At 68.4% G+C, this 25,014-nt stretch carries 27 protein-coding genes and 2 pseudogenes; 16 read left to right on the top strand and 13 right to left on the bottom strand.

What is annotated here, in order from left to right:
• The first annotated feature begins 223 nt into the window (after positions 1-223).
• Genes OHS59_RS00915 through OHS59_RS00890 form a run of 6 tightly spaced genes read left to right on the top strand, consistent with a single transcriptional unit; the run spans position 224 to position 5,326 of the window.
• Positions 224-1,528 carry a hypothetical protein gene (locus tag OHS59_RS00915; RefSeq protein WP_328491453.1) on the top strand — a complete coding sequence of 435 codons (1,305 nt, stop codon included), beginning with the start codon at positions 224-226 and terminating at the stop codon, positions 1,526-1,528.
• Positions 1,529-1,548: 20 nt separating this feature from the next.
• Positions 1,549-1,938: a hypothetical protein gene (locus OHS59_RS00910; protein ID WP_328491452.1), complete on the top strand. Its 390-nt coding sequence runs from the start codon at positions 1,549-1,551 to the stop codon at positions 1,936-1,938.
• A gap of 46 nt (positions 1,939-1,984) precedes the next feature.
• Complete coding sequence (locus OHS59_RS00905; RefSeq protein ID WP_328491451.1) at positions 1,985-2,965, top strand: hypothetical protein; 981 nt, start codon at positions 1,985-1,987, stop codon at positions 2,963-2,965.
• Complete coding sequence (locus OHS59_RS00900; RefSeq protein WP_328491450.1) at positions 2,962-3,558, top strand: hypothetical protein; 597 nt, start codon at positions 2,962-2,964, stop codon at positions 3,556-3,558. Before OHS59_RS00905 ends, OHS59_RS00900 begins: the two co-directional genes overlap by 4 nt.
• Positions 3,559-3,593: 35 nt before the next feature.
• Positions 3,594-4,649: a sensor histidine kinase gene (locus OHS59_RS00895; protein ID WP_328491449.1), complete on the top strand. Its 1,056-nt coding sequence runs from the start codon at positions 3,594-3,596 to the stop codon at positions 4,647-4,649.
• Positions 4,646-5,326 carry a response regulator transcription factor gene (locus tag OHS59_RS00890; protein ID WP_328491448.1) on the top strand — a complete coding sequence of 227 codons (681 nt, stop codon included), beginning with the start codon at positions 4,646-4,648 and terminating at the stop codon, positions 5,324-5,326. Before OHS59_RS00895 ends, OHS59_RS00890 begins: the two co-directional genes overlap by 4 nt.
• 570 nt (positions 5,327-5,896) lie before the next feature.
• Here OHS59_RS00890 and OHS59_RS00885 read toward each other — a convergent pair.
• Complete coding sequence (locus OHS59_RS00885) at positions 5,897-6,562, bottom strand: TetR/AcrR family transcriptional regulator (protein ID WP_328491447.1); 666 nt, start codon at positions 6,560-6,562, stop codon at positions 5,897-5,899.
• Positions 6,563-6,675: 113 nt separating this feature from the next.
• Between OHS59_RS00885 and OHS59_RS00880 the strand changes: the two genes are divergently transcribed.
• The 3 genes and pseudogenes from OHS59_RS00880 to OHS59_RS00870 form a co-directional block, all read left to right on the top strand.
• Positions 6,676-7,131 carry a YybH family protein gene (locus OHS59_RS00880; RefSeq protein WP_328498994.1) on the top strand — a complete coding sequence of 152 codons (456 nt, stop codon included), beginning with the start codon at positions 6,676-6,678 and terminating at the stop codon, positions 7,129-7,131.
• A gap of 107 nt (positions 7,132-7,238) precedes the next feature.
• Positions 7,239-9,239, top strand: coding sequence for an alpha/beta fold hydrolase (locus OHS59_RS00875; RefSeq protein WP_328491446.1), 2,001 nt, complete (start codon positions 7,239-7,241; stop codon positions 9,237-9,239).
• A gap of 236 nt (positions 9,240-9,475) precedes the next feature.
• A pseudogene (locus OHS59_RS00870) lies at positions 9,476-9,835 on the top strand (DinB/UmuC family translesion DNA polymerase); the annotation flags it as partial.
• Positions 9,836-10,075: 240 nt separating this feature from the next.
• Here the strand turns inward: OHS59_RS00870 and OHS59_RS00865 are convergent.
• The gene (locus OHS59_RS00865; protein ID WP_328491445.1) at positions 10,076-10,507 is read right to left on the bottom strand and encodes a cupin domain-containing protein; all 432 of its coding nucleotides are present in this window, start codon (positions 10,505-10,507) and stop codon (positions 10,076-10,078) included.
• A 641-nt stretch (positions 10,508-11,148) separates the two neighbouring features.
• Between OHS59_RS00865 and OHS59_RS00860 the strand changes: the two genes are divergently transcribed.
• Complete coding sequence (locus OHS59_RS00860; RefSeq protein WP_328491444.1) at positions 11,149-11,349, top strand: hypothetical protein; 201 nt, start codon at positions 11,149-11,151, stop codon at positions 11,347-11,349.
• A 77-nt stretch (positions 11,350-11,426) separates the two neighbouring features.
• On the opposite strand, the pseudogene OHS59_RS00855 reads toward OHS59_RS00860, so the two are convergent.
• From OHS59_RS00855 to OHS59_RS00835, 5 genes and pseudogenes are all read right to left on the bottom strand, one after another.
• Positions 11,427-11,636 (bottom strand): annotated as a pseudogene (locus tag OHS59_RS00855) (transposase); the annotation flags it as partial.
• Between the two features lie 34 nt (positions 11,637-11,670).
• Positions 11,671-12,072 carry a PPOX class F420-dependent oxidoreductase gene (locus OHS59_RS00850; protein ID WP_328491443.1) on the bottom strand — a complete coding sequence of 134 codons (402 nt, stop codon included), beginning with the start codon at positions 12,070-12,072 and terminating at the stop codon, positions 11,671-11,673.
• 56 nt (positions 12,073-12,128) lie between these two features.
• Positions 12,129-13,286 carry an epoxide hydrolase family protein gene (locus OHS59_RS00845; RefSeq protein ID WP_328491442.1) on the bottom strand — a complete coding sequence of 386 codons (1,158 nt, stop codon included), beginning with the start codon at positions 13,284-13,286 and terminating at the stop codon, positions 12,129-12,131.
• Between the two features lie 78 nt (positions 13,287-13,364).
• Complete coding sequence (locus OHS59_RS00840) at positions 13,365-13,940, bottom strand: PadR family transcriptional regulator (RefSeq protein WP_328491441.1); 576 nt, start codon at positions 13,938-13,940, stop codon at positions 13,365-13,367.
• A gap of 750 nt (positions 13,941-14,690) precedes the next feature.
• Positions 14,691-15,083 carry a hypothetical protein gene (locus OHS59_RS00835; protein ID WP_328491440.1) on the bottom strand — a complete coding sequence of 131 codons (393 nt, stop codon included), beginning with the start codon at positions 15,081-15,083 and terminating at the stop codon, positions 14,691-14,693.
• 261 nt (positions 15,084-15,344) lie between these two features.
• On the opposite strand from OHS59_RS00835, the gene OHS59_RS00830 reads away from it, so the two are divergent.
• Entirely contained in the window at positions 15,345-15,737 is a 393-nt protein-coding gene (locus tag OHS59_RS00830; protein ID WP_328491439.1) for a hypothetical protein, read from the top strand.
• On the opposite strand, the gene OHS59_RS00825 is transcribed toward OHS59_RS00830, so the two are convergent.
• The 3 genes from OHS59_RS00825 to OHS59_RS00815 form a co-directional block, all read right to left on the bottom strand.
• Positions 15,727-16,452, bottom strand: coding sequence for a VOC family protein (locus OHS59_RS00825; protein WP_328491438.1), 726 nt, complete (start codon positions 16,450-16,452; stop codon positions 15,727-15,729). The genes OHS59_RS00830 and OHS59_RS00825 overlap by 11 nt on opposite strands.
• Before the next feature lie 47 nt (positions 16,453-16,499).
• Positions 16,500-17,102, bottom strand: coding sequence for a PadR family transcriptional regulator (locus OHS59_RS00820; RefSeq protein WP_328491437.1), 603 nt, complete (start codon positions 17,100-17,102; stop codon positions 16,500-16,502).
• 65 nt (positions 17,103-17,167) lie between these two features.
• On the bottom strand, positions 17,168-17,497 hold the full coding sequence (locus tag OHS59_RS00815; protein WP_443061359.1) for a DUF6207 family protein: 330 nt from the start codon (positions 17,495-17,497) through the stop codon (positions 17,168-17,170).
• A gap of 314 nt (positions 17,498-17,811) precedes the next feature.
• On the opposite strand from OHS59_RS00815, the gene OHS59_RS00810 reads away from it, so the two are divergent.
• The 5 genes from OHS59_RS00810 (at position 17,812) to phzG (ending at position 21,235) form a co-directional block, all read left to right on the top strand.
• Entirely contained in the window at positions 17,812-19,101 is a 1,290-nt protein-coding gene (locus tag OHS59_RS00810; RefSeq protein WP_328491436.1) for an FAD-dependent monooxygenase, read from the top strand.
• A 130-nt stretch (positions 19,102-19,231) separates the two neighbouring features.
• On the top strand, positions 19,232-19,438 hold the full coding sequence (locus OHS59_RS00805; protein ID WP_328491435.1) for a hypothetical protein: 207 nt from the start codon (positions 19,232-19,234) through the stop codon (positions 19,436-19,438).
• A 270-nt stretch (positions 19,439-19,708) separates the two neighbouring features.
• A complete protein-coding gene (locus tag OHS59_RS00800; RefSeq protein ID WP_328491434.1) occupies positions 19,709-20,194 on the top strand; it encodes a PhzA/PhzB family protein in 486 nt (161 codons plus the stop codon).
• A gap of 57 nt (positions 20,195-20,251) precedes the next feature.
• Positions 20,252-20,575, top strand: coding sequence for a hypothetical protein (locus OHS59_RS00795; protein ID WP_328491433.1), 324 nt, complete (start codon positions 20,252-20,254; stop codon positions 20,573-20,575).
• Positions 20,576-20,599: 24 nt separating this feature from the next.
• Positions 20,600-21,235, top strand: a complete 636-nt coding sequence (gene phzG, locus OHS59_RS00790) for a phenazine biosynthesis FMN-dependent oxidase PhzG (RefSeq protein ID WP_328491432.1) — start codon at positions 20,600-20,602, stop codon at positions 21,233-21,235.
• A gap of 80 nt (positions 21,236-21,315) precedes the next feature.
• On the opposite strand, the gene OHS59_RS00785 is transcribed toward phzG, so the two are convergent.
• Genes OHS59_RS00785 through OHS59_RS00775 form a run of 3 tightly spaced genes read right to left on the bottom strand, consistent with a single transcriptional unit; the run spans position 21,316 to position 24,800 of the window.
• Entirely contained in the window at positions 21,316-22,695 is a 1,380-nt protein-coding gene (locus OHS59_RS00785; RefSeq protein ID WP_328491431.1) for an aldehyde dehydrogenase family protein, read from the bottom strand.
• Positions 22,695-23,795 carry a phenazine antibiotic biosynthesis protein gene (locus OHS59_RS00780; RefSeq protein WP_328491430.1) on the bottom strand — a complete coding sequence of 367 codons (1,101 nt, stop codon included), beginning with the start codon at positions 23,793-23,795 and terminating at the stop codon, positions 22,695-22,697. The genes OHS59_RS00785 and OHS59_RS00780 overlap by 1 nt, the downstream gene beginning before the upstream one ends.
• Positions 23,796-23,807: 12 nt before the next feature.
• Positions 23,808-24,800: a ParB N-terminal domain-containing protein gene (locus OHS59_RS00775; RefSeq protein ID WP_328491429.1), complete on the bottom strand. Its 993-nt coding sequence runs from the start codon at positions 24,798-24,800 to the stop codon at positions 23,808-23,810.
• Positions 24,801-25,014 lie beyond the last annotated feature (214 nt).

Raw genomic sequence — 25,014 nt, 5'->3', positions numbered from 1 at the left:
GAGTGCGTCCGGAAGGGTACTCGCTGCCTGCTGTCCGCCGTGCCACAGACGGGTTTCACACTGGCACAGCTGTCACTTATCCATATGCAGACGAACAGCACATCTTGATGATCGGCATATTGCAGCCGGGATAGTTCCTGGGAACGAGACCGGTTAGTTCCTGCGCTCTACGCGTATGGCTGCTTGATTTCCTAAGGTTTTCGGCGTGCCAATTCGATTATTCATGAGGGATTTCCTGACAGTGCTGACGACGGCCGCGGTGGTGGCGGGTGGAGGGTCGGCCATCGCGCATGCGCCCGCTCCGGATGCGGACACCGTGCTGGCGCAGACGATCGCCGGTATGGAGGTGACGCTGGCAGTCAGACGCACCGGGCAGGTGCCCGGACCCCTGCGGGTGGACCTCATTCCGCACACCCCGGTGCGGGCCGTGCCGATCAAGGTGACGGTCCGGTCGCACAACTCATCGACCGTAGCGGCGGACAGCGTCCGGTTCGACCGGGACATGGCACGGACATACCCCCTGCTCCTGTCCGTCCGCGAGACGGGACCGCACTGGCTGGAGTTGCACGCCGACGGCGAGTTCTCCCAACTGCCGTTCCAGGTGAAGCTGCCCCGGGCAGCACCCTCGGAGCGCTGGGTGAGCTGGGCCTTCGGGGCGGCGGCGGTGCTGATGTTCACGGCGTTCGGTGTGGCTGCCCTGAACTCTCGCGCGATCGCCGTGGTCCTCGGCAGCGCCGCCGGGGTGGCACTGGTCGTCGGAGTGACCCTCGCGGCGGTATCGCCGAGGATGATGCCGGGCACTACCCCGCTCACGGCCGCCACCGTTCCGGTCGGTCGTCCGTACGCCCAATCGAAGATCGTCCTGAGCGCCCCGCATCCGGTAGCAGGTGAAACCTTCACGCTACGGATCCTGCTGGTCGACGGGGCGACCGGGCGGCCACTGGACGACCTGGTCCCTCATCATCAGGCGCTGGCGCACCTCGTGGTGACCTCGGCCGACGGGGCCACGTTCCGACACCTGCATCCGCGGCGCACGGCGTCCGGCCGGTTGGAGGCACGTCTGGCCGTGCCCGAACCCGGCGCGTACCTGGTGTCCGTCGAGTTCGAGCGGGACGGTGCCGGTAGTCAGCTGGCTTCCGGCCGGTTCGAGGTCGCCGGGCAGTCCACTCCCGTACGGATGGCCGCCCCGGCCAGGCTGCCGACGACGCCGCGTCAGGCGGTCGCGACCCGGCCGGTGAGCATCACCATCAAAGCCGGGCCCGGCCGGGTGCAGCCGTGGCTGGGCATGGCCGGTCACCTGATCGTTCGCGACCGGCAGGGCGGCTTCCTGGGGCACGCACACGAACTGGGTTCGATGACGACTACCGCGCCGCCACCGGACGACACAGTCCACGCGTACGCCCCGACGTTGCGTTTTGCCTTCACCTTCCCAGAACCGGGCCGCTACTTCGTCTGGGTGCAGTACGCCCGCGATCTGCGGATCACCACGACCCCTTATGTGGTGGACGTCCAGGCAGAAACGGCATGAGGCCGCGCATCGTCGGATGGGTGGTGGTTGTACTGGCCGCGTTGTCAGGGCTGGCTGGGGTGACCGTGGCGCGGTCCGGCGGCCCGGAGCCGGTCAACCTCACCGGTTCCGGGCGGCAGTTCCTGGCCACCGCTGAGCTGAGCCGGGCGGCCACTGGCGTCATCGAGGTGGAGATCGGCCTGCGGCGGCGTGACGGCTCGGCGGCCGGTGACGTACGGGCTGTCGCGGTCAGCGGCGTCATGCCGGCCATGGGACACGTGGCACCCGAGATTCCGGCCCGATCGGCCGGTGTGGACCGCTATCGCGTACGCGGGGAGCTCTTCTCCATGCCCGGTACGTGGCAGTTGGACATCCGTGTGGATACCGCATCCGGGACCGATGTCATCGGCATCGAGGTCCCGGTCGAATAGAAGGGAGTTGATTGTGACCGTGACAAGAGGCGCTTGGCTACTTCTGATGGGTATGACGCTTCTGTGGCTCGGGGTCGCCTGGGACGGACAGTGGCACGTTGACGTCGGCCCGGACACGTTTTTCACGGCGCCGCACCTGATGTTCTACGCCGGATCCGGTCTGATCGGGCTCACCTCGCTGGCCGTGGTGCTCACCACCACCCGTCGCGGCGAGACACCGGGCGACCGGATCGTCCACATCGCCCCGTTCCGGGCACCGGTCGCGTTCCTGGTCAGTGGCCTCGGCGCGGCCGGGCACCTGATATACGGCGCGACCGACCTGTGGTGGCACACCGTCTACGGCTTCGACATCTTGGAGTTGACCCCCTCGCACATCGGACTCCAGCTTGCGATGCAAACCGAGTCGGCCGGCGTGGTGCTGGCCCTTCTCTCGCTGCGGGAGCAGCCGGCCGGGCGGTGGGGGCTGGCCGGTGCGGGTGCCCTGTTCATGGCGAGCGCCGAGATCAGCTTCGACGGCGAGGTACTGGGCATCCCGGTGAGCCTCCTCGGCGTGGGCGGGGCCACAGCGTGGGTGATCGGCATCGTTGTGGGCGCCGGTCTCAGCCGGCGGTGGCTGACCGCCACCGGCGCGGCGTTCCTGCTCTTGCTCGGCGCGACCTTGGTCTTCCCGCCGTTCGCGACGCGGGTCTACGCCGACGCGATCGACCTGCGCCTGCGCGACAACGCTGTCAACGAATCCATCGTGGGCACAGCGCTGCCGTACTACCTTCCGGTGATCTTCGTGTGCGCCGCCGGTGCGGTGTGGATGGCCCGCCGGCGTGACCTCACGCCCCGCCAGGCGATGCTCCTGGTCGGCGCGGTGGCCGCGCCCGCGGTCGCGGTGCAGTCGGCCCTCTTCGGCCGTTCCGCCGAAGGCACGCCCCTCCTCCCTCTCCTCCTGACGGTGGCGGCCGGCGCCGGTCTGTGCTGGTTCGGCTGGCAGAACGCGGCCCTGCTTCGCGCGCCACAGCCGGAGGCGGCCCGATGAACCGTCGATTCCCACGCGCTGCAGCTGTTGCTGCCGCCGCGTTCACCTTGCTGGTCACAGCCTCGCCGGTCTCGGCGGTGCCGCCGCCGGAGCTGGTCCACAGTGAGCCGGTCGACATGGGCGCAACGACGCTGACCGCCTCGTTCACCGACTGGCCGCTGCGCGCGGACCGATCACTGGACTTCACTTTCGAACCGGCCGGCGGCATCGAGAGTCATGTCGGCAAGCTCAAGGTGCTCGCGCCGAACGGCGAGTCGGCCTTGCTGGGCATCGCGGCCCGACTGGCCGGCGGGAACGAGATGACGCTGCCCCGGCATCCCCGCGACTACAACGTGTGGGGCCTGGACGCTGTTGCCCTGCCAGAGGAGGGAACGTGGCGGTTCGAGTTCACCGTGCAGGGTCCGGAGGGTACGTCGACCGGGACCCTGGCGTTGCCGGTGGGACCTCGACCCGGCCCATCACCGACAGTGAGCTGGACGGTCGGCCTGCTGCCCTGGGTACTCGCGGTGCCGCTGCTGGCGTACCTCTGGCGCAGGAGCAGGCTCGTGCGGCGGCGAATCGCCTCCGACTGGAGTGGACGAGCAGCGTCCTGATCGTCGGCCTGCCCCTGCTCGCTGCTCTGGTCACCGTGCTGGACACGCGGACGGGCGGACCGGTCTGGCTGCTGATCAGCGTGGTCTTCGCGCAGTCGCTGGCGCTGCTGTGGTGCCGCCGGTTCCCGTTGACCGTGCTGATCGTCGTCACCACACTCGAAACGGTGCTGGTGGCCGCGAACATGGAGCTACTGGTCGGCTTCCTCGCCGCCGCGTGCGGTCTGGGCGCGTGGGCCGGTCGCCGACGGCAGTGGGTTGGCCTGGCCCTCACCGTGGGCGTCATCGTGGTGCTGGTGGCGGTTTCAGTCGGCACCGGCGACGCTGATCCCGCGTCAGCAGCAGCCGGGAGCATCGCGCTCATCGTGCTGTTCGCCGGGTTCTGGGGAGTGGGCCGACTGAGCGCTCACCACCTGCGGTATTCCCGGCGGCTGGAGGAGGAACGGGCATGCGCCGAGCAGCGCGCGGCCGAACGGGAACGTGTCCTGCTGGCCCGGGAATTACATGACATCCTCAACCACACGCTCACCGCGATGGTGCTGGACGCCGACGCCACCTCCGAGACCGGTGACGAAGCTGAGCTGCGAGAGGCACTGCGCCGTCTGGCCGGTACCGGCCGCCAGTCCCTGGCCGAGCTGCGCCGCCTTCTCGGAGTACTGCGGATGGCCCCCGACTCGATCCTGCACGATCCGCTCGCCGTCCTGCCCGGGCTGAACGAAGTCGGCGCGCTGCTGAGCTCCTTCGGCGAGGGCGGGCCACGGGTACGGCTGGAACGGCATGGAGCTGTCCGCCATGTCGACGCCAGCGTCGGGCAGGCGGCCTACCGGGTGGTCCAGGAGTCGCTCACCAACGTGGGCAAGCACGCCGGACCGGTCGACACCATGGTCTCGTTGGCGTACGCGATCGAGGCTCTCACCGTACGAGTGGTCAATGCCCCACCGCTCTTCGCCGACGTGAAGACCTGTGGCGGTGGCCTCGGGCTGATCGGCATGCGTGAACGTGTCGAACTCGTCGGCGGGACGCTCTCCGCCGGGCCCTGCGCCGGCGGCGGTTTCGAGGTCAGGGCGACCTTCCCGATGAGGAGTGACAAATGACCACCGACCGGCCGATCCGCGTCCTGGTGGCTGACGACGAGCAACTGCTGCGCGAGGCACTCACCCGGCTGGTCGGGGCTGCCCCGGACCTGGAGACAGCAGGCACAGCGGTGGACGGCGCCGACGCTGTGTCAGCGGCCGGACGGCTCGCCCCTGATGTGGTGCTGATGGACATCCGGATGCCGAGGATGGACGGCATCGAGGCGACCCGCCGCATCGTTGGCGCCCGCCGCCCACCTCGCGTGCTCATCTTGACCACGTACGACCTGGACAGCTACGTCTATGCCGCGATCTCCGCCGGAGCCAGCGGTTTCCTGCTCAAGGACGCCCCCGGTGAACGACTGCGCGACGGCATCCGAGTCGTTGCCTCCGGCCATGCCGTCCTGGCACCGGAAGCGACCGCTCGGATGCTTGAGACCTTCCATCCGGCTCTGCCGACGGCGGAGGACCGCCGTCTACAGGCCGCCCTGCGCCACCTTTCCCCCCGCGAACGCGAAGTCTGTGAGCTGGTCGGACAAGGCCTCTCCAACGACGACATCGCCGGCCGGCTGCGCATCAGCCGCTACACGGTCAAGGCGCACGTCTCCAGCATCCTGGCCAAACTGGAGGTTCCCGACCGCGTCCACGTCGTGCTCGCACTGGGCCGCGGCGCCCATCCCGGACGCCTGTCGAGATAGCGCCATGAACTGGGCGTCCGCCATCCGCTCGCGTGGTCGGCGGGTTCGAACAGCGTGCTGATTTCGGTGAGTCGGCCGGTCGGCAGGTATGGAAGAGGGGCCTCTTGGTGGCTCGCGGTAGTCGAGCCCAGCGGGAAGCAAGTAGCCCTGTTGCCGAAGCGTCGCGTGGTCAGGGTTGCCGGGTCCGGTCCGTCCACTGCTGTGTGTGTCTCGCCCACAGATTCGGGAGCGGCCGACCGCCCGGATCGCCGGTGCTCGGCGGTGTGACCACGGGCTGGAAGCGGCGGACGTTCGGCGCTCTGCACCATCGTCATCGCCAACCTGCGATGGGACACGCGCACCCGTTCCTACGTGGAACGACGAGTCACCGAGGGCAAGACACGACGCGAAGCCATCCGCTGCCGCAAACGCAACGTCGCTCGGGAGATCTACCAGCCCTCCTCACATCCAGAAGGCGATCCGCAACACGACAGTCCGCGAGTTGACATTCATAGAGGCATCAAGCGCGTCCGCGTCTTCCTCGGCACGGTCGCCGCTGCGGCGCTGACGGCTTGGCTCTGGTCGTGACCGTCAGGGCAGTGCCTTACGCGCCACCAGGGGCAGCCCGGCTGCGGTGGCCGCCACCATGCGCGTGAGTGTCGGGCGGAACGGCGGGAACGCCCCCGCGATCTCAGGCTCGCGCGCGTACAGTTCACGCAGTGCCTCGGGCGGGCGGGTGATGGGAAACAGCTTCGCCACGAAAGCGCTGGCTGTCATCACGAGTGCGGCGCCATCGGCGGGGGTCAGTTCCGGGCAGGCGGCTGAGATGCGCTGGCCGATCGCCCAGTAGGTGTCGATGGCCCACCTTTTGAAGATCTTCAGTACCTCCACGGACACGTTGTGCTCAAGCATCGTCTCCGCGTGCGTGGTCAGATCGCAGTAGAGCGGCCGGTCCACGAAGGCATCCGCGAGAACGCCCGCTGTGGCCTCGGTCCCACTCACTTCCTGCAACCGGGCACTTACCGCGCTCGCCCACTCGGAGCCCGCGCTCATCAGCAGGTGCAGGTAGATCTCCTCACGCGTGCCGAAGTAGCGCAACACGTTGGACTTGGCGAGTCCGACCGCGGTGGCGATGTCCTGCAGGCTGACCCTGGCCACGCCGGAGCGCTCGGCGAGCTCCCGAGCGGCGGTGAGGATCGCCTCACGGCGCTGGTCCTTCTGATCAGGGCGTCGAGCCCGCTGGAATGGCGCTGACATGACCGTTCATCCTAGTCCAGATCTAACAGAACACCCGTCTCTTGTTAAGGGACGGGTGTTCTGTTAATGTCCCGGCATCCGACAACCCCCTCGCGCTCCGGGAGTGAACGACCATCTCCGCCACCTCGACCGACCTCAGTCAGACCATCGACGACTTCGTTGCCGCCTTCAACGAGCCGAGCCCCGATCTCGACAAGGTCATGTCCTTCTTCGCCGACGACGCCGTGTACCTGCCCGGCCACCTCCCGGAGCGACGTGGCATCGCGGCGATCCGCAAAGAGTTCGAGCCGCACTTCGCCGGACGCTACGGCGCCATGCACTTCGCCGTGTACGACAAGATCGTCGACGAGCCGAACCGGCGCGCCACGATCCGCTGGGCCTGCCGGCTCGACATGGGCGGAGAGTCCGGCCGTCATGTGCCGTTGCCGCTGCGCCTGTTCGCCCGTGCGCGCTACGGCGGCCGCATGCAGTGGCACGGCGTGGACGTGTTCCACTTCGACACCTCAGGGCGTATCAGCGGCAAGTTCACCTACGCCATGTTCCGGTTGCCGCTGTGGGAACGAGGCTGACAGGTCTCCCCGACGGTCCGAACCACCTGACACGACCTCACACGCCCATGCCCGTCGTACCTCTCCTGGGGAAAGCTCGGGCCCGCGCGCACTCATACGGAAACGAAATGACACTTCTCAGGTCATGGCGGCCCCTGCTCGCCTTCGTGGTCACCGGCGGACTCCTGGTGTCGCTCTGCTACTCGGCGCTGCGGCCGGAACCTCTCCTGTCCGTACCCGAGGGGGCCGCCTCCGGGTCGCTCACCATGCGCCCCTGCGACTACGACACCGAAGCCGGAACCGTCGCCGCCGACTGCGGCACCCTCGCCGTCCCGGAGAACCGGCGTGACCCCAAGTCCGAGCTGACAGCACTTCCGGTCACTCGCGTACGGGCCACTTCAGCGGACCCGGCGGAACCGATCTTCCGACTGGGTGGCGGCCCCGGAAGAACGAACATGGACTTCCCGCAGGCAAGCCGACTCACCGACCGACACGATGTGGTCCTGGTCGGTTACCGGGGGATCGACGGATCACGCCGTCTGGACTGCCCCGAGGTCACCGCGGTCATGCAGTCCGCCGATGGAATCGCCGGATCAAAGACACTGCCTGCCACGACCAAGGCGTTCGAACTGTGTGCGGACCGCCTCACCGACGACGGGATCGACCTCACCGGCTACTCCGCCCTCCAGCGGGTGGAGGACCTGGAAGCGGCCCGTACCGCCCTGGGCTACTCACAGATCAACCTCCTCAGTTCCAGCGCTGGAACACGCACCGCCATGATCTACTCCTGGCGGCACCCGCAGGTGCTGCACCGCTCCGCGATGGTCTCGGTCAATCCGCCCGGCCACTTCTTCTGGGACCCGCGCATCACCGATGCGCAGTTCGCCCAGTACACACGGCTGTGCGACGAGGACGACGCCTGCGCCGTACGTACCTCCGACCTCGCCGAATCGATCCGGAAGACCGCCGACGAGATACCTGAACGCTGGGGGCCCTTTCGCATCAAGGACACCAACGTACGAGTTCTGAGCCAGTACGCCATGCATCACAACGGTCCGGCCTCGGCACCGAACAACGCCCCGACCGTCATCGACGCCTACCTCAGCGGGGACACCGGCGCCATGTGGGCCATGTCTGTCCTCAGCGACCTCACCCTGCCCGATTCCATCGTCTGGGGCGAGTTCGCTTCCTTCGCCATGATCGATGGACCAGCAGCCCAGCGCTACTACGACAGCGGTGGCGATCCGGGCTCGACCCTGGGCAACGCCTCAACCGACTTCCTGTGGGCCGGCGAGTCGGGTCTGTCCACGGTGTGGCCGGACAGCCCCGACAACGCCAAGTACCGTGAGATGCGGCCCAGCGACGTCGAAACCCTCCTCGTCAGCGGCGAGGTCGACTTCTCCACCCCGGCGCAACTAGCCACCGACGAACTGCTGCCCGCCCTGTCCCGGGGACAGCAGGTGATCCTTCCCGGGCTGGGCCACACCGCCGACTTCTGGGAGCACCGTCCCGAAGCCGGAAAACGTCTACTGACCACCTTCTTCGAGACCGGCAAGGCCGACAGGTCCCAATTCGACAAGCGGCCCGTCGACTTCGAAGCAGTTCCGTTGAGCATGTCCACGGTGGCCAAGCTACTGATCGCAGTCACCCTGGCCGGCGCAACCCTCGGCCTCGGTCTGCTCGCAGTGATCGCACGTTGGTCACGCAAGCGCGGTGGCATCGGCCCCCGCGCGAGTGTCTGGGTACGGACCGTGACCGTGATCCCGCTCGGTCTTGGCGGGTGGCTGCTGGGGGTTTTGCTGATCTGGACGGTAGGTCCCGACGACTTCGTGGCCAGCGCGACTGTGATCGTGCCCGGGACGGGCCTGATGGTAGGCCTCGGCGCCTATCTGGCCTGGACCCGTGATGAGCGCTCGTCCCAGACGCGGCGCGCTGGGTTGGTGGCCGCGGTCTGCGGGGCGTTCCTGGGGGCATGGATCGGTTGTTACGCGCTCTCCGGTCTCCTGGCGCCTGCCACGGCCATAGTCGGTGCAGGTGCCGCAGCGAATCTTGGGTTGCTGTGCGTCGAGCACTACCGCGGGTGGCTGGACCGCATTTGGCGCACACCGGCGATTCGCGAGAGCTCTTGAGTCCGTAGGAGGTGACTGTGAAGTGGGCGGACGCCGCAGAGACCTGTGGCGCCCGCCCACCAAGCTGTGGTCTGCGGACCGGCTTTTTGTTCTCACCGCGCCGTCGTCGGCATCGGGATGCCGTGCAGCAAACGAGCCGCGCCCCGCGCGTGATCGTCCAGACATTGCGCGTGCCGTGAGATGGCCGGAGACACCCCGCACGTGCCATGTCACCGCGGTGACATGGCACGTGCGGGGTGTCTCCTGTACGGGCGTCAGGCCAGGTGTGCTCCCAGCCGGATCGATGCTCCTGGCGGTGTCCTGGCTGGCTGTCGACCTCGACCAGGTGGCTGGCTGGCTCCGCTGCCGGTGGAAGCTCTGTACGGCACCAGCCCGAAGCAGGCCGCTGCGCCGCGGTCCGCGGCGCCCTGCTCGACCTGGTTGTGCAGTTCGGACTCCAGCTGCGCCGACGAGGCCAGGTGACGCGCGGCCTGACGTTGTCCCTGCGGTTCGCCGGTGGCACGTCGTGGGAGAAGACCCGCCGGCTGCCGGAGGCGTCCGCGCACGACGATGACCTGTGCACGCTTGCCTACCGGCTGATCGATGCCGCGGGCCTGCGGCGCGACCGCCTGTCAGGGCTCGCCCTCAAGGGGGAGGACCTGGCCGGCGCCGACCAGGTCGCGGAGCAGGCCAGCCTGGACCAGGCGCGCGAGGACCGGCTGACCGCGGGGGCCGTCAGCGACCGCATCCGTACGAAGTTCGGGCCCGGTGCGATCGGCCCGGCTGCCGCCTTCCGTCGCGCCTCCTGCCCCCCCCACCGACCACACCGGCCTGATCTGCGCTGGAAGCGAGGAACCTTAGCCGTTTCCGATGGTCAGGGGGCCGATGTGGGTGGCCAGCCAGGCGGGAAGGTCCAGGAGGCGGACGCCTTCCTGTTCCTGTGGGTCGGTTCGGGCGACCAGGCAGGTCATGTCCTGGTCGCCGGTGTTGACCGGCAGGTGCGGGGTGTCGGCAGGGATGTGGATGTAGTCGCCGGCGTGCAGGGTGACGTGTTCGGTGAGGTCCGGGCCGTGCCAGACCTCGACGTGTCCGGACTGGATGAAGATGGCCGACTCGTGTCCCTCGTGCAGGTGAGGGCGGCCCCTGCTGCCGGCGGGCATCACCAGCTGGTGGAGGCACAGAGCCTGGGCGCCGGCGGACTGGGCGCTGATGCCGGTGGCGAAAGTGCCGCCCTGAACACCCTGGTAGCTGCCGGTTCGTACTACTGTGCACTGCTTTTGGTCTGTCACCTCCGCAGTACAACAGCGGCTCCCAAGCGTTCGAGCAGTTCACGCCACCCGAGCACGGCCATCGCCGGCCGCGCCACGGTGCCGGATCGGCCACCTCATCCCCGTTCCGGGCAGCCTCGACGGGTACCCGACGCACCGCCTGCGGGCAACGGCCCGGCTGAGGCATGTCCCTCTGCCCCGACCGCGGCGGTCCGTATCTCTCGGCCAGGGGACCACGGGTTCGGCCGTGGCAGCTCGGCGTGCTGAGGCACGTCGGCGGGAGACCGGTGAGCTGATGTCCGTCATGGGACTCGGCTGCGGTGGGCGGGAGTTGGCCGGCGTCGGTCAGCGGCAGCAACTCCGCGCGCGCCTCGTGACGGAGACGGGTGTGGCGGCAAGCGGGAAAGCCAGGAGGGCGGCAGCTCGGGGGAGTGTACGACGTCGTGCTCGCCGATCGCATCGCGAAGAGAAACCGGCAGCGCCCGGCGACGCGAAGTGTTCAGGGCACAGTTCCGAGATCGATGTCCAAGGATTTGGGCGTCACTGAAATCTGTTGTCGGGCCGTCGGAATCGCAGAAAGACTGGCAGCCAGTCGTGGCGGCCTGACCAAGAACGTGCCGGCCGCCGGATCCCATTGGCCGATCACTGATCGAGGAGTCCCCATGCGTCTGCGCAAGCGGGCGGTAGCCGCCGTCTTCGTGACCACCGCAGCCTTCACTGCCCTCGCCCCCCAGGCCGTGGCTGTTCCCATGCCCTGGGAAACCAGCAAGACCCCCACGACCACACTCCACCAGGTTCCCGCCACGGCAACCAGCGGCAGTGGCACGCTCACCGTGCTGTGCGGACCCCCCTGCTACCAGTAGACAGTTGTCGCAGAGACCCGGAAGTCTCCTTGGGGCCGGGGGGCAACAGCTCCCCGTATCCTGTCTCGCTGAGCCCCGGCAGTCGCACCCGACGGGCCGAACGACGCGGTCGGCACCTGATGCCAAGTGCAGCACGAGGTCGCCACGAAGGCGATCGCCGCCAGGACTTCACGGTCGCCATGCCGACTCCGGCCGCCGCCTTGAGGCCGCAACGGCGCCTCCGGAACCACCCGCTGGAACAGCTCCCACAACTCGTCGGGCACCAGCCGCTCAACGATCTTCGACACACCACAAGTCAAGCTGGGCAAATGAGATGTTCTATCAGGGCCTGGGGGAATGGATGACGGAGTCGACGGTGATGGTCAGCAGGAGCCGGGTCTGTCCTGGGCCGCCGTACGCGGCGTAGGAGTGGCCTGTGTACTTCTGGGCGAGGTGTTCGATGCTCTCGGCGGCGCCGTCGGTCGTGGCGCTGGTGACGCGTCCCCGTACGGAGAAGTAGCGGGAGGTGTCATCGGGGTCGGCGATGCTGACAGCCACACGGGGGTCGCGTTGAACGTTCTTGGCTTTGCGGTATCCCACGACGGTGTTGATGAGGATGTGTTCACCATCGGTGCCGACCCAGGTCTGGGTGAGCTGGGGCGAGCCGTCCGGCATGGTGGTGGCGATGAAGCAGGGGCTGGGACGGTTCAGCAATTTGAGGAGTTCGTCGGGCAGGGGTGTCATGAGGTGTCGCCCTTCTTGGGGGAGGTGTCGTGGGAGGTGCCGTGCCGCCGGTGCGCTCAGCGCAAGGAACGGAAGGTGGTACGGACCTCGTCAACGAAGAGTGCCGGTTGTTCCAGGGCTGCGAAGTGCCCGCCCGCCTCGAGCTCGTTGAAGTGGACGACGTTGCTGTAGCGGCGTTCCACCCAGCGCTGGGACTTCCGGACGTGCTCCTTCGGGAACATGCTGAATCCGGTAGGCAGCGCGATCGGTGCGGCGGTGTTCGGCGCGGAGGGCCGTGCCGACCGTGCCATTTCCCAGTAGGTCCGCGCAGAGGACGTCCCGGTGTTGGGGAGCCAATAGAGCATGATGTCGTCGAGCAGCTCGTCCAGGGTGAATGACGCTTCCGCGTCCCCCGGTGTGCCGCAGGTGTCCTGGAACATCGCGTAGATCCAGGCAGCCAGGCCGATGGGGGACTCCGCGAGGGAGTAGCCGATGGTCTGAGGGCGGGTTGCCTGCTCCTTGGCGTAGCCCGAGAGGTTCTCCCAGAAGTAGGCGGCGCTGTCGAGCATTGCCTGCTCATGCTCGGTGGCGTCCCGGATCTCGTCGGGCGTTGGCGGGAACATGGCGAAGTTGAGGTGCAGCCCGACGCATCCCTCGGGGGCCTTGCGACCGATCTCGTCGGTGACCGCGCATCCGAGATCGCCGCCCTGGGCGCCCCACCGCCGGTAGCCGAGCCGGTCCATCAGCGTGATCCAGGCATCGGCGACCCGGGGGAATCCCCAGCCGGGTTCCGTAGGTCGGTCGGAGAACCCGAATCCCGGCAGCGACGGCACCACAAGATGGAAGGCGTCCCGTGGGTCACCGCCGTGGGCCGCGGGATCGGTCAGGGGGCCGATGACCTTGTGGAAATCCAGGACGGAGCTGGGCCATCCGTGGGTCATGACCAGCGGCAGGGCGTCCGGCTCGGGCGAGCGCACATGGAGAAAGTGAATGCCCAGACCGTCGATGACGGTGCGGGACTGGCCGAAGCCGTTGAGGGTCTTCTCGCACCGCCGCCAGTCGTAGGTGTTGAGCCAGTAGTCGTGCAGCGTGCGGAGTTTCGCCAGCTGCGGTCCCTGGCTGGTGTCCAGGACGGTCTCTGGATCGGGCCACCGGGTGCGGGATAGCCGCTCACGCAGGTCGGTCAGCTGTTCCTCCGGCACGGACAGGGTGAAGGGTTCGATGTGTTCGGACATGGGGGGGGGTGCTCCTTACCGGGCGATGCCGCGCTGACTGTGCCGCGGGTCGGTTCAAGAGGGGCGGAATCCGGTGGTTCAGAGGGTGTCGGGCTGACGGGTCCGTTCATCGGTGACAATCTCGGGCACCGCGTCCAGGACCTCCTGGAGCCAGGCGATCTCGGCGCGCAGCCTGTGCGCACTGTGACTGACCGCCAGTGCCTCGCTCACCGTCAGGTAGCCGCCGTCAATGGCGTTGGCATTCAGCGCCTCGGTGTCCGAGAGCATGGAGGCGAGTTCATCCAGCCGGGATGCGATCACCGTGTGGAGTCCGTCCAGCTTCTCCGGGTCCAGGCGGGTGAGGGCCAGGTCGAACGGGTCCGGCTTCATCCAGATGTGGCGCAGACTCTCGGACTGGAGTTCCTTGAGACGCAGCCGTCCTTCACCGGTGATGCCGTACACCTGGCGTTCGGGCAGGTTGCCCTCCTTCTCGGTCCTGACCTCTTCGAGCAAGCCCTCGGTCAGCAGGCGCTTGATCGCCTGGTACAGGCTGCCCACGGACACGTCCGTCCACAGGTGTAGATGTTCCCGCTCGGCTTGGAGGCGCACCTTGTGCCCGTGCATCTCGCCGTTCCTCGCGAACGTGTCGAGGATGAACAACCTGATCGATGACATACGACTACTCTTGCATGAGTACTCCTTTGTGAGCAACCGGTCGATGTGCTGAACATCGGCTCCGGGAGAGACAGCGTCGAGGCCCGCCGACCGGGAGAGGGTGATGCTCGCGGCGGGCGTGGAGGCGCTGCGGGTGACCACCTCAGGCTTGGTCAAGGCGTACAGGTGGGGCAGGTCCTCGGCCTGGGCCGAAGTGAGTCAGGCGCTCGGCAGGATGGCATTGCCGTCGGTGCCCAGAGCCGTCGGTAGTGTCTGACGACCGGCCTCGTCTCAGCCTCCAGGCTGGCGTTCAGCGACGATGTCCCGCACCCTCGCGGGACCTCGTCCTGTGCGGGAACGGTCGCTGCACGCCCCGCAGATGCCGACGCTCCGAATGCTGCACCGCCGTTGATCCCAAGACCGAGGCAACCCGCTGAATCCGGACCCGACGCGCCCGTACGATGATCGTTGTGATCACCCGCCGCACGCTGGGCGCCGGCCCCGAGGCTCCTGCCCCGGGCGTCCGCGCCACCCAGGCCGACCTTCTTGACGCGCTGCCCGGTGCCCGCATCGCAGACCTCGATGCGTTGCGGGCCCGTGGGGTCGTGGGGAGCCTTCGCCCCACGCCACCGAGAGCCCGGCGCAGTCTGGGGGCAGGTCACGCGGATACTGCCTCGCCCGACGCGCTCGACTGAACAGCGTGGCGGTACAGGCGCCCGCGCGTGCCCAGTTCGAGTGAGGGCCCGGGAGCGGAGCTCCGTCGGCCGGTGGCTAGCCGACCTTCTTCCAGGGCTTGCAGTCGGTGGTCTGGAACGCCTGGTCGCCTGCGGCGACTTTGACGATAGCCGGGCCCTGGGCGTTGCCGTTGGCGATGATGGCGCCCGTTTCGCCGGTTGTGTCGCTCAGGCGCGCCCAGTAGCAGCCGTACGCCTTCTTACCCTCGCTGCGGTAGGTGCCGGCCTCGATGTCTTTGCCCACCAGGAAGGTTCCATCGCCGGGAATCCCTTCCTTGGACGCGGCCTCCTGCCGCGACCCGGTGGTGGTTTTGGGGGAAGCGGCACTCGCCTGTGCGCCCGTCGCCGTTGCCGTGGCGGTCACGGTTGCTGTCGCGGAAGGAGAGTCCTTGCCGCCTGTCGACCCGACGATGCCGATCAGGACTCCCACCAGTAGTCCGCCGAGAGCGGCCACGGTGTGCGTGAGCCGTCCGCGGCGGGATGAGGCACTCACGGCAGGGGGCTGCGTGTGATCCGACGTCGGTCCCGGTGGTGGGCCCAGAGGTCTGTTTGCGCTCATGTCCACAGAGTGCGCCGGTCTTCTGCGGGGTGCGCGACGGCACTTCCCCGCTGCAGACGGCGGCACGGCCACGAGGGCCCGGCGCGCGGTCGGAGCCGCGAGCAGACGGTGGCATGCATTCCATCCTGTTTCATGACCACCACCGACACGATCGTGGCCCCGGCTCTGGTCGTGGCGACCTCGCTGCCGGCGGCGGGGCCGCGCTCACGGATGACGAGTGGACGGCTCTGCTTGAGCAGCAGCCTGAACTGGAGGCCGCGCCGGCGGCTCGGCCGCGTGCGCTCGGCATGGTCGACCGAGGAGAGCGCACGTCACCGTCATAGGCAATCCGGGCGGTTGATGAAACCGCCGGGGACGCTGCTGAGCTGGTCGCCCGCGGCGTCGAGCAGTCTTCTGTGCACGGGTGGCTCCGGTGAGGCTGGTGCCGTTGCCGAGGCGCCCAGGACGAAGAGCGCAAACGAGATCCTTGAATGTCCCGCCGGATATCTGAACCAAGAATTCCTGACGCAGGACACTAGGGCGTGAGTCCGACGACGGCCTCCAGGTCTTCGAGGCCGGCCAGGTGCGCGGTGAGTTCGCTGCGTTCGGCTGTGGTGAGGGGGATGGCGCGGGCGCGGGTGAGGGCATCGACTGCGGCGGTGGTGTCGTCGGCGCGGATGGCGAGTTCGGCGCGGTAGACCAACGCCTCGATCAGTTCGGCGGCGGGTGCGCCGTCCTGCTCCCGAGCCAGCGTGACGTCCAGGATCTTCGCCGCCTGCTGATTGTCGCCCTTGGAGTCGCCGAGCACGACGGCGTTCTCCAGCGCCTTGGCCAGCTTGCCTACCGCGGGCGCACCGGTGGCGCCGGTACCCGGGGAGGGGAAGATCCGGATCCAGTTCCCGCCGGGGTCGATGACCGTGAACCCGGACTGGTGGTCGGCGTTCTTGCGTTTCCGCGGGCGGGTCATCCGCGGGATCCCGGAGACCAGGAGCTTGCCGTGGACCGTGCGCATGCCCGCGGCGAATGCTTCGAAGAGCTGCTGGGTGTCGGGCACGACGACCACACAACTGCCGTAGGAGTCCTCGGGCCTGAAGCCTGGCATGCCGAAGAACTGCAGCTGGAGGTCTTCTCGTTGCAGGCCCACACACGGGTTCGGGCGGACCTGGTAGTAGGTCCGGGTGAAGCCGAGCATGGTGTAGAACTCGACGATCTCGTCGATGGATCCGCACGGAAGCAGCGGGACGGTTATCTCGTGGGCCATGACATTGCTCCGTCTCGAAGGGAAGGTTTCGTCGATGCTCGCGTTCGCTACTCGGCCGGCTGCGCGGGGTGGCGGGTGGGGGAACCGGGCTCACCGGCCATGCTGAAATCGCCCTCTTCCAGGCGGCGGATCAGCCGCCGGGTCCACTGGGCGCCGGTATCGGCGGTCGCCAGCCACAGCGAGATGACCTCGCCCACCGGGCCCCAGGTGTCCAGCTCCGTGTCCGCGGGCAGGTGTGCGGTGATGCCGGTGCGCCAGTCGCGCATCGCGTCGGCCCGGGTGCGCAGGACCTGCAGAGCCTGCCCCCGGGGCAGGTCCTCGATCAGGCCCACCGCGGCACACAGGACGTCCAGCCTCGGCTCGCGGTCGGCCAAGGCCCGGCGCAGGAGGCCGAGGTACTCCTGCTCACCCTTTTCCGTCAGTTCGTACTCGATTCTCGGTGGGCCCGCGGCGACCGAGGGATCCCCATCGAACGTCGCCGCCAGCAGGCCCTGTCCGGCCATGCTCCTGAGCGCGTGATACACCGAACCCGATGTGGCGGTGGACCACTCATGTGCGCCCCAGGACTCCAGATCCGCGCGGATCTGATAGCCGTGTGCGCGACCGCGCCTGCGCAGCGCTCCCAGGACCAGAAGTCTTAGCGGCTTCATCCAACCCCTTCCGCCTGGGTAGCCAAATTTGTCTACTGCGGGAAACGTACTCCGCCTCGGGTGTGTTAGCCAAATTTGGCTACCCCGAGTCGTGTGCCGCGGCAGCGAAGGATTCTGCTCGACCTGGCCCCGAGCCCGGCGTTCCCCCCGTAGTGACGGACCGGGCCTCCAGCGTCTGTTCGGGCGGGTTCGAAGTGCGGGGCTGTCGGACATCGACGTGCGTGCGCAGGCGTACGCCGGTCCGGCCCGCCGTCGCGGGTGGGATGGTCGACGGTCGCGGCCCAGGTGCGGGCGAGCGCTCTCTGGAACGCGTTCACGGTGGCGTCGTCCTGGCCGGCCACGACGAGGACGAGCAGGCCGGGTTCGGACGGATGAGTTGCCTGAATGGGACCCACATCTGTCAGCACGTGTTCGCACCCGGCGAGGCTCTCACCGGGCACCAACTCACCCGTCCGGGTACGCCCGCAGCCCGCCGCCAGGTCGGTGGGGCCGCACGTTCACGGTCGTCGGACCACGTGCATGATCCTGACAGGCTGGTTTGCGGCAGTCTGGGTTGACGTGACCGTCATGGGAGTTGGCGTTTCTCATCAATGTCTGCTGTGACCGATGAGTTCTGTGCGGATCCGTGGTCGGTACGGCTGGATGCACCGACAGCGGTGGGTCTGCGCTGGGGACGTTCCGGTGTGGAAGGAAGCAGATGGAGGCTGTGATGAGCGTCGAGGACTCCCACCCGGGGCACGCGATCCGCACGGGCAGGCAGGAGGCGCGAGTGAGCGGTCCCAGGGTGCTGGTGGCGGGGGCGAGTGTCGCGGGACCCGCGCTGGCCCACTGGCTGCGCCGGCGGGGAGCTGAGGTGACCGTGGTGGAGTGGGCTCCCGGGCTGCGTCCCGGCGGACAGGCGGTGGATGCGCGCGGGGTCGCCAGGGAGGTCATCGGGCGTATGGGGCTGGACGCGGCGGTGCGCGCGGCGTGCACCGACACCGCCGGCGCGCACACCGTGGACGCGGACGGGCAGGTGCTGGAGACCTTCCGTGCCGACGACGACGGGGGCGACGGGTTCATCGCGGACATCGAGATCCTGCGCGGGGACCTGTCCCAGGTGCTCTACGACGACACCCGCGACGGCGTCGAGTACGTCTTCGGTGACCGAATCGCCGGGCTCGCCCAGGACGCGGACGGGGTCGACGTGGTCTTCGCGGGCGGTAGCCGGCGGCGCTTCGACTTGGTGGTCGGGGCGGACGGGGTGCACTCGGAGCTGCGGGCGAGGGTCTTCGGACCGCATGAGCGGTTCCTCCGCCACCTGGGCCACGTGCTGGCCTTCTGCAGTGTGCCCAACGCGTTCGGGCTGGACCGCTGGCTGCTGGAGTACCAGGATCAGGAGTCCGGGCGCGCCGCCCTCCTGCGGCCCATCCAGGATGCCACCCGGGCGATGGCCATCTTCTCCTTCGCCTCGGCCGACTTCGACGTCGACCACCGTGACGTCGCAGCCCAGAAGGCCCTGCTGGTCAAGCGGATGGCGGGCCTGGGCTGGCTGACCCCGGACATCCTCGCGCACCTGGACGACACTCCGGACTTCTACCTCGACCAGGTCGCCCAAGTGGTGATGGACCGCTGGTCGAAGGGCCGGGTGGGGCTGCTCGGGGACGCGGCGTTCAGCTCGTCGCCGATGTCCGGGCAGGGCACCGGGCTGGCCCTGGTCGGTGCCTACCTGCTGGCAGGTGAGCTGGCCGCTGCCGGATGGGACCCCGACACCGGGTTCGCCCGTTACGAGGCACGGATGCGCCCGTTCGTCGAGGCCAACCAGGAGATCGGCCGGCTGAACGCCCGCAGCCGTGCCGTCCCCGGGCCGGACGCCGAACCGCTCCCCGATTTCGCCGGCGAATGGTTCACCGAGCTGGTCGGGCGCGCGATCAACGGTGTCGAGCTGCCCGACTACACGGGGGTGCCGGACTCTGCGTCCCCGGCCGGATCGCCGATCACCTCGTCGGCCAAGCCGTAGTTGGCGGGGAGCGTCCTTCGGCATGCGCGGTATTCGTTGTGCTGGAGCCCGGGTCGGAATGTGCAGTACCCGGTGACGCGGCAGACAGTGCTCGCGCTCCCCTTCGTCGACGGCCAGGTCCCAGCGCGGCTTGGCGGAAACCGCCCCCTCCGCCACCAAGCTCGCCCGCCCCGCCCCGTACTGGCAGTCGTACACCTATGACAAGGCAGGCAACCGGCTGACCGACATACAGCACCACGCCGGGGGCGACACCGCCAAAGACGTCAAGCACACGCACGAGTATCCGACCCCCGGAACATCCCAGGCGCACGCACTGACCTCACCCAGCGCCGAGTAATGCCCCTCGTTGGCCGTCGCCGCGTCGGACCCGGCCCCAGCGGCGCCCGCGGTACGGCCCCGGCCTCCTGGTCAAGCACCAGAGGCTTCGTCGGAGGCATTGACGGGACGCACGTCGTGAAGTGCGCAGGCCGGCGGTGCGAACGCGCGACTTCGGTCGGCACGTCGTGGTGTATAGAAAAATAATGGCCCGCATGGCCTCGGATATAGCCGCCGACGCCAGGATGGCGAGGACGACGTTCCGTGATGGCTACCTTTGGGAGCATCATCCATGTCTGATGCCAAGCGGCAGGGATTCGACGACGACGCCGAACTCCGGCGAATCAACCGGGAAACGGTTGAGAAGTACATGCACACCACGGGGCAGGACCGGCTCGCACGGCATCTGCTCTTCACCGAGGACGGCAGCGGCGGGCTGTGGACCACCGACACCGGCGAGCCGATCGTCATCCGGGGCCGGGACCGGCTGGGCGAGCACGCCGTATGGTCCCTGCAATGCTTCCCCGACTGGGTCTGGTACAACATCGAGGTCTTCGAGACGCAGGACCCGAACCGATTCTGGGTCGAATGCGACGGCAAGGGGAAGATTCTCTTTCCCGGATATCCCGAGGGATATTACCAGAATCATTTCCTGCACTCGTTCCTGCTGTCGGAGGGGAAGGTCGTGCAGAACCGGGAGTTCATGAACCCCTTCGAGCAGCTGCGGGCCCTGAGCATTCCGGTACCGGAGATCAAGCGCGAGGGAATTCCCACCTGACGTGGTGAAATGCCGCGTGACGTGACGAAGGGGAGAGGTGCGGGCATTGTGAGAACCATGATCGCCTGGTGGGATCTCGACGATTCCGACCAGACCATCGACTCGATGCGGGACTTCCTGCGGGACGAGGCCGTGGAGGCGTGGACCTCGGTGCGGGGCCTGCCACTGAAGCTCTGGATCGCCGACCGGGAGAACAACCGCTGGGGAGCGGTACTGGTGTGGGAGTCGGCGGAGGCCGCAGCCCCGCCCCATCCGAGGAGTGCCGCCGAACTCATCGGATACCCGCCCACGTTCCGGGCCTGGTTCGACATCGAGGCCGTGGCGGAGGGCGGCCATTCCCTGCCCGCCCTCGCCGGGCTGGGACTGGCCCTGGAGAAGTGAACGGCCGGACATACGGAGACCTGCATGGCTGTGACGCACCAGAAGACCGTTCCGCTGTCCGCCGACGCGCTGTCGGACTCCGGAACACCGCCCGATGACCCGCTGGACCTGTTCCGTACCTGGCTGGCCGACGCGGCGGAGAACGACGTACGGGAGCCGGGCGCGCTGGCTCTGGCCACCGCCGACGCCCGGGGACGCGCGTCGAACCGGATCATCCAACTCGGCCGGCTGACCTCCGACGGTTTCGTGTTCACCACGCACGTCGGAAGCCCCAAGGGTCGTGACATAGAAGTCACCGCCTGGGGCTCGGCCGTCCTGTACTGGCGGGAGACCGACCAGCAGATCGTCCTCAGCGGCCCCATCACGCGGCTCACCGACGCGGAGTCCGACGCGCTGTGGGCGGTACGGCCGGCCGACGCGAAGGTGGTGACGTCCGCCTCGCGGCAGAGCGACCCGCTCGACGACATGCCGGCGCTGCGCGCGGAGATCGAGCGGCTCACCGGTCTCGAAGGTCCGCTGCCCCGGCCGGCGACCTTCGCCGGCTACCACCTGGCGCCGGAAGCCGTGGAGTTCTGGCACGCCAGCAAGGACCGTCTGCACAAACGGCTGCTCTACACCCGGACCGCCGACGGCTGGAGCGTTTCCCGCCTCCAGCCCTGAGGCGGCACACGGACGCCGGTGGGCGCCACCCCTTCCCGGGGCGGCGCCCACCGGCGTCCTCAGGTCCTTCGCAGACGCGTTCAGCCTCGGATCACGGTTTTCGTGCGCATGAGGAAATCGGAGAGGTACCCGTCGTGGGGCATGCCGATGTCGGTCCAGTGGGTGGGGTGCTCACCGATGTAGAGATTGCCGATCGTCGGCTCGTTCACCAGGTCGTCGATGAGCCGCGCGTCGTCGGTGACAGCGGTGAGGACCAGCGTGTCCCGCAGCGGTTCCAGCCCCGCCTCGGGTGTCCAGGGCGCCACCCAGACGCAGGGGAAGGGCAGTTCGAGGTCGGCCTGCGGCGCGGTGGGGCTGTCGAGCTGGTGGACGGTGGGCCGCACGACCGCGCTGCCGTCCTCCAGTTCGTCGATGAAACCGTCACCGCCCAGCCAGGCGCGGGTTCCGGCCGCGTTGTTCAGAACGTACCGTTCGAGGGCCCTGGCGGGCATCCGGGCCTGGACCGGAAGGACCGCCTTCTCGTCCTCGGGGGGCAGACTGGGAAGGGCCCCCAACCGCGCGGCGATGGCCTCGGCCACCGGGGCGGGGTCGCCCTCGACCAGTACGGCGGTGGCGTTCACGCAGCCGGTTCCGCCGTGATGGGCGACCGAGTCGACGATCATGTCCAGATGGGTACGCCAGTCGGTGCCGGCGGTCAGCAGGACCTTCGAGCGGCCCGGCGTCTGAGGCAGCACGGTGCTCTCCCCGGCGAACCTGCGGATCACGTCGTCGCCGCCGTACGCCAGGTCGGCACCGCGCAGGACGGCCTCGCCTGCCTCCTGCTCGGTCGGCAGGAGAATGACGTGGTCGGTGTCGAACCCCGCCTCCCACAACGCCGTGACGAGCCGGTGCGCGGTGAACGGTTCCCGTCGGGTGGGCCGTACCGCCACCTTGAAGCCCAGCGCCAGCGCCTCCAGCCAGAGGCTGTGCGCCCCCGGGTGCACGCCGGACACATGGACGGCGAGCACCTCCCCGCGCCGGCTCCACACGGCGCGGCCGGAGCGGGTGAGGGGGTCGCGCCAGTCACCGACCGATCCGGCGGGCCGGGCGTACTGCACGCTTTCGTGCACGTGTGCGGCACGGTGCGCGGCGGTGCGGGTGGCCGCCCGGACCACCGAGAGGGGCAGCCCGGAGACCCGGCTGACCCGGTACTCGTACTCGGCCACCGACAGGCCGCCGAGCGTGGCGGTGGCGAACAGCTCGCCGGCGCGGGTGATGGCGGCGATCCGGTCGTCCACCGGCAGCCGGGCCGACTTGTGGAGGGCGGTCATGGCACGGGTCACGAAGAGCGTCGGTACGAGACCCAGTCGGGCGACCGGGTTGCCGGCCACGTCCTTGATCTCCTGGTGACCGCGCGAGGCATAAGCGCCGGCGGGGCCCAGTGCGTCCAGTGTGACGATGTCGGCGGGCGACCGTGTCATCAGTAGACCCCCTCGATGACGGCCTCGTCCTCGAAGTGCGTGACGGGGGCGATGTCGGCCACCGCGTCACCGATCTGCCCGGGCAGCGGCTCGATCCGGGTCGCCAGGTCGCGTTCGAGATTGTTGGGCAGGAACAGCGACTTGCTGATGTGGTTCATCACCACCTGGCCGCGCTCCCCGTAGGGAACGGTCCTTCTGGTCTCGGGGTTGACGACCGAGAAGGTGACGTAGGGCGAGAACGTGTCGAAGACGCAGGGACCGTCGTCGCCGAGGCCGGGACGCTGTCCGGCGATCCCCAGGATCATGGTGCTGCCGTAGTGGCCGTAGAGCAGCGTGTCGGGGAAGACCTCGGTGCGGTAGAGGTAGCGGGAGTCCGCGTCCATCTGCGTGCCGCCCCACCTGATCGCCCGTACCTTCTGGTTGACCAGGTCGACGAGTTCGTCCCGGCGGGCCAGTCGTTCCAGGAGCGGTGGAGTGATGGCCATGACGCCGATGTCCTGGGTGCGCAGCACGAACGCGGCCTGGTCGATGACGTGTTCGGCGTAGGCGTCCGCCTGGTCGGTCCGGCCCGCGGCGATGAGTCGCTTCACCCAGCGCGGATCGAGGTCGACCGGGAAGCTCAGGGAACCGTGGGCGGCTGCCGAGCGGGAGAACAGTTCGCCGACGATGTGCGGACCGGTGGGGGTGACCCCGAGCCAGTTCGCACCGCGCGGAAAGCCGTGCGCGTCCAGATTGACCAGGCTCCAGGCCACCAGACGGTCCATCCAGTCGGCCAGGCACACAACCCGTTTCGGGGCGCCGGTGGTGCCGCCGCTCTCGTAGACGCCCACGATGTCGGGGGCGTCGCCGTAGCCCCGCGGTACGAGATCCTGGGCGGGGGTGTCCCGCAGTTCGTTGACGATGTTCGGGAAGAGCTTGAGGTCGTCGAAGCCCTTGACGTCGGCCCGCGGGTCGAAGTCGAGCTTCTTGGCGCGCTCCAGCCAGTAGGGGGATCCGGTCTCCGGACTGAAGTGCCAGTCCATCGCGGCCTGGATGAACTCGTCCGGGTCGGGCCGGACGTCGAACGGCAGTTCCAGGACCGGATTGGCCTCTCGCGGCATGGTGACTCCTTGTCAGCTGATGCGTATCTCTGTGGACGACTGCGGGTTGAGGGCCGCCTGCCGGGCCCGCTCCTCAAGTACGACCGCGATCTCGCTCCATGAGGCGGCATACTGCTGCGCGGCTTTCGAGAGCATGCCCAGGGTGTGCTCGGGAAGGTCCTTGATCAGTTGCTCACGGCGGTCGGCGAACATGATGTGGGGGTCCAGGAGACGCAGCAGGATCCGGCCGGCCTCCGTGAACCGCAGTGAGGGGTCCTTGCGCAGGGCGGCCAGGGCGGACCGGCCGTCGGTCGGCATCCGGTGGACGGTCGCGGGGGAGCCGAAGCGCCGGGGGCCCTGAGTCCCGTCCTTCGCCGGTGGGGTCCGGTCCTTCGCGGCCTCCGCCGCCGGGGAGAAGCGCTGCCGCACGGGTATGGGGTCCTCGCCGCGGCTGAGCTTGTCCCGGACGTCACGCACGGTCTCCGGCGAGATGCCGGCCACTCTGGCGACCTCCCGCAGTGAGCCGCCCGGGTTGGCGCTGAGGTACTCGGCGGCCAGCCGTCGGCCGAGCTCGGTGTTCAGCGGCCGGGTGCGTCCGTCCCGGCCGACTCTGGCGAGTGGCTGGGGTGCTCCCTCGGCGGTGCGTTTGCGGATCTCGCCCACCGTCTTGCCGGACAGCCCGGTGAGGGAGGCGATGGCCCGGTCCGACAGTTGCGCGTGCGACACCACGATGCGCGCGGCGGCTCTTCGGCGCTCCGTGAGGGTGAGCGGCAGGCCGTGTGTGACGTTCAGCCGGACGGCGAGGACGAAGGCATCCTGTTCGGTGCCGTCGAAGTACCGGACCCGGATCGTCTGCTGGCCCCGGAGGATCGCGGAGCGCACCCGGTGCATCCCGTCGATGACCCGCATGCTGGGCCGGTGGACGGTGATGGGAGGGAGCGTCCCCTCCGTCTCGGCGAGCGCCTGCACATGGCTGGTGATCTCGCCGCCGATGCGTGGGGAGTACCCCGGGATCAGTGCACTCACCGGCGCCGTCTCGATCTCCTCGAAAGACGCTTCGACGGCATTCTCTGGATTTTCGGGTAAGGATTCTGAGGTGCCGATTCTACTGCTACGGGTCACCGAAATCCCTCCTTGGCATTTCGTACCCACTGACGGTATCGAGCTGTCAGCATGTAATTCAAGGCTATATTTGAGAGAGCGGAGGCTATATTTTTTCTATATGTCGCTCACAGCCGGA

The sequence above is a fragment of the Streptomyces sp. NBC_00414 genome, from assembly GCF_036038375.1.
Lineage (GTDB): Bacteria > Actinomycetota > Actinomycetes > Streptomycetales > Streptomycetaceae > Streptomyces.
Note: the sequence above shows the minus strand (reverse complement) of the source record. Positions and strands in the feature narration are given on the sequence as shown.

Coding starts and splice junctions, on each gene's coding strand:
- OHS59_RS00915 (WP_328491453.1), top strand. CDS start 224: ATGAGGGATTTCCTGACAGTGCTGACGACGGCCGCGGTGGTGGCGGGT.
- OHS59_RS00905 (WP_328491451.1), top strand. CDS start 1,985: ATGGGTATGACGCTTCTGTGGCTCGGGGTCGCCTGGGACGGACAGTGG.
- OHS59_RS00900 (WP_328491450.1), top strand. CDS start 2,962: ATGAACCGTCGATTCCCACGCGCTGCAGCTGTTGCTGCCGCCGCGTTC.
- OHS59_RS00890 (WP_328491448.1), top strand. CDS start 4,646: ATGACCACCGACCGGCCGATCCGCGTCCTGGTGGCTGACGACGAGCAA.
- OHS59_RS00885 (WP_328491447.1), bottom strand. CDS start 6,562: ATGTCAGCGCCATTCCAGCGGGCTCGACGCCCTGATCAGAAGGACCAG.
- OHS59_RS00875 (WP_328491446.1), top strand. CDS start 7,239: ATGACACTTCTCAGGTCATGGCGGCCCCTGCTCGCCTTCGTGGTCACC.
- OHS59_RS00860 (WP_328491444.1), top strand. CDS start 11,149: ATGCGTCTGCGCAAGCGGGCGGTAGCCGCCGTCTTCGTGACCACCGCA.
- OHS59_RS00850 (WP_328491443.1), bottom strand. CDS start 12,072: ATGACACCCCTGCCCGACGAACTCCTCAAATTGCTGAACCGTCCCAGC.
- OHS59_RS00845 (WP_328491442.1), bottom strand. CDS start 13,286: ATGTCCGAACACATCGAACCCTTCACCCTGTCCGTGCCGGAGGAACAG.
- OHS59_RS00840 (WP_328491441.1), bottom strand. CDS start 13,940: ATGTCATCGATCAGGTTGTTCATCCTCGACACGTTCGCGAGGAACGGC.
- OHS59_RS00830 (WP_328491439.1), top strand. CDS start 15,345: ATGACCACCACCGACACGATCGTGGCCCCGGCTCTGGTCGTGGCGACC.
- OHS59_RS00825 (WP_328491438.1), bottom strand. CDS start 16,452: ATGGCCCACGAGATAACCGTCCCGCTGCTTCCGTGCGGATCCATCGAC.
- OHS59_RS00820 (WP_328491437.1), bottom strand. CDS start 17,102: ATGAAGCCGCTAAGACTTCTGGTCCTGGGAGCGCTGCGCAGGCGCGGT.
- OHS59_RS00810 (WP_328491436.1), top strand. CDS start 17,812: ATGAGCGTCGAGGACTCCCACCCGGGGCACGCGATCCGCACGGGCAGG.
- OHS59_RS00800 (WP_328491434.1), top strand. CDS start 19,709: ATGTCTGATGCCAAGCGGCAGGGATTCGACGACGACGCCGAACTCCGG.
- OHS59_RS00795 (WP_328491433.1), top strand. CDS start 20,252: ATGATCGCCTGGTGGGATCTCGACGATTCCGACCAGACCATCGACTCG.
- phzG (WP_328491432.1), top strand. CDS start 20,600: ATGGCTGTGACGCACCAGAAGACCGTTCCGCTGTCCGCCGACGCGCTG.
- OHS59_RS00785 (WP_328491431.1), bottom strand. CDS start 22,695: ATGACACGGTCGCCCGCCGACATCGTCACACTGGACGCACTGGGCCCC.
- OHS59_RS00780 (WP_328491430.1), bottom strand. CDS start 23,795: ATGCCGCGAGAGGCCAATCCGGTCCTGGAACTGCCGTTCGACGTCCGG.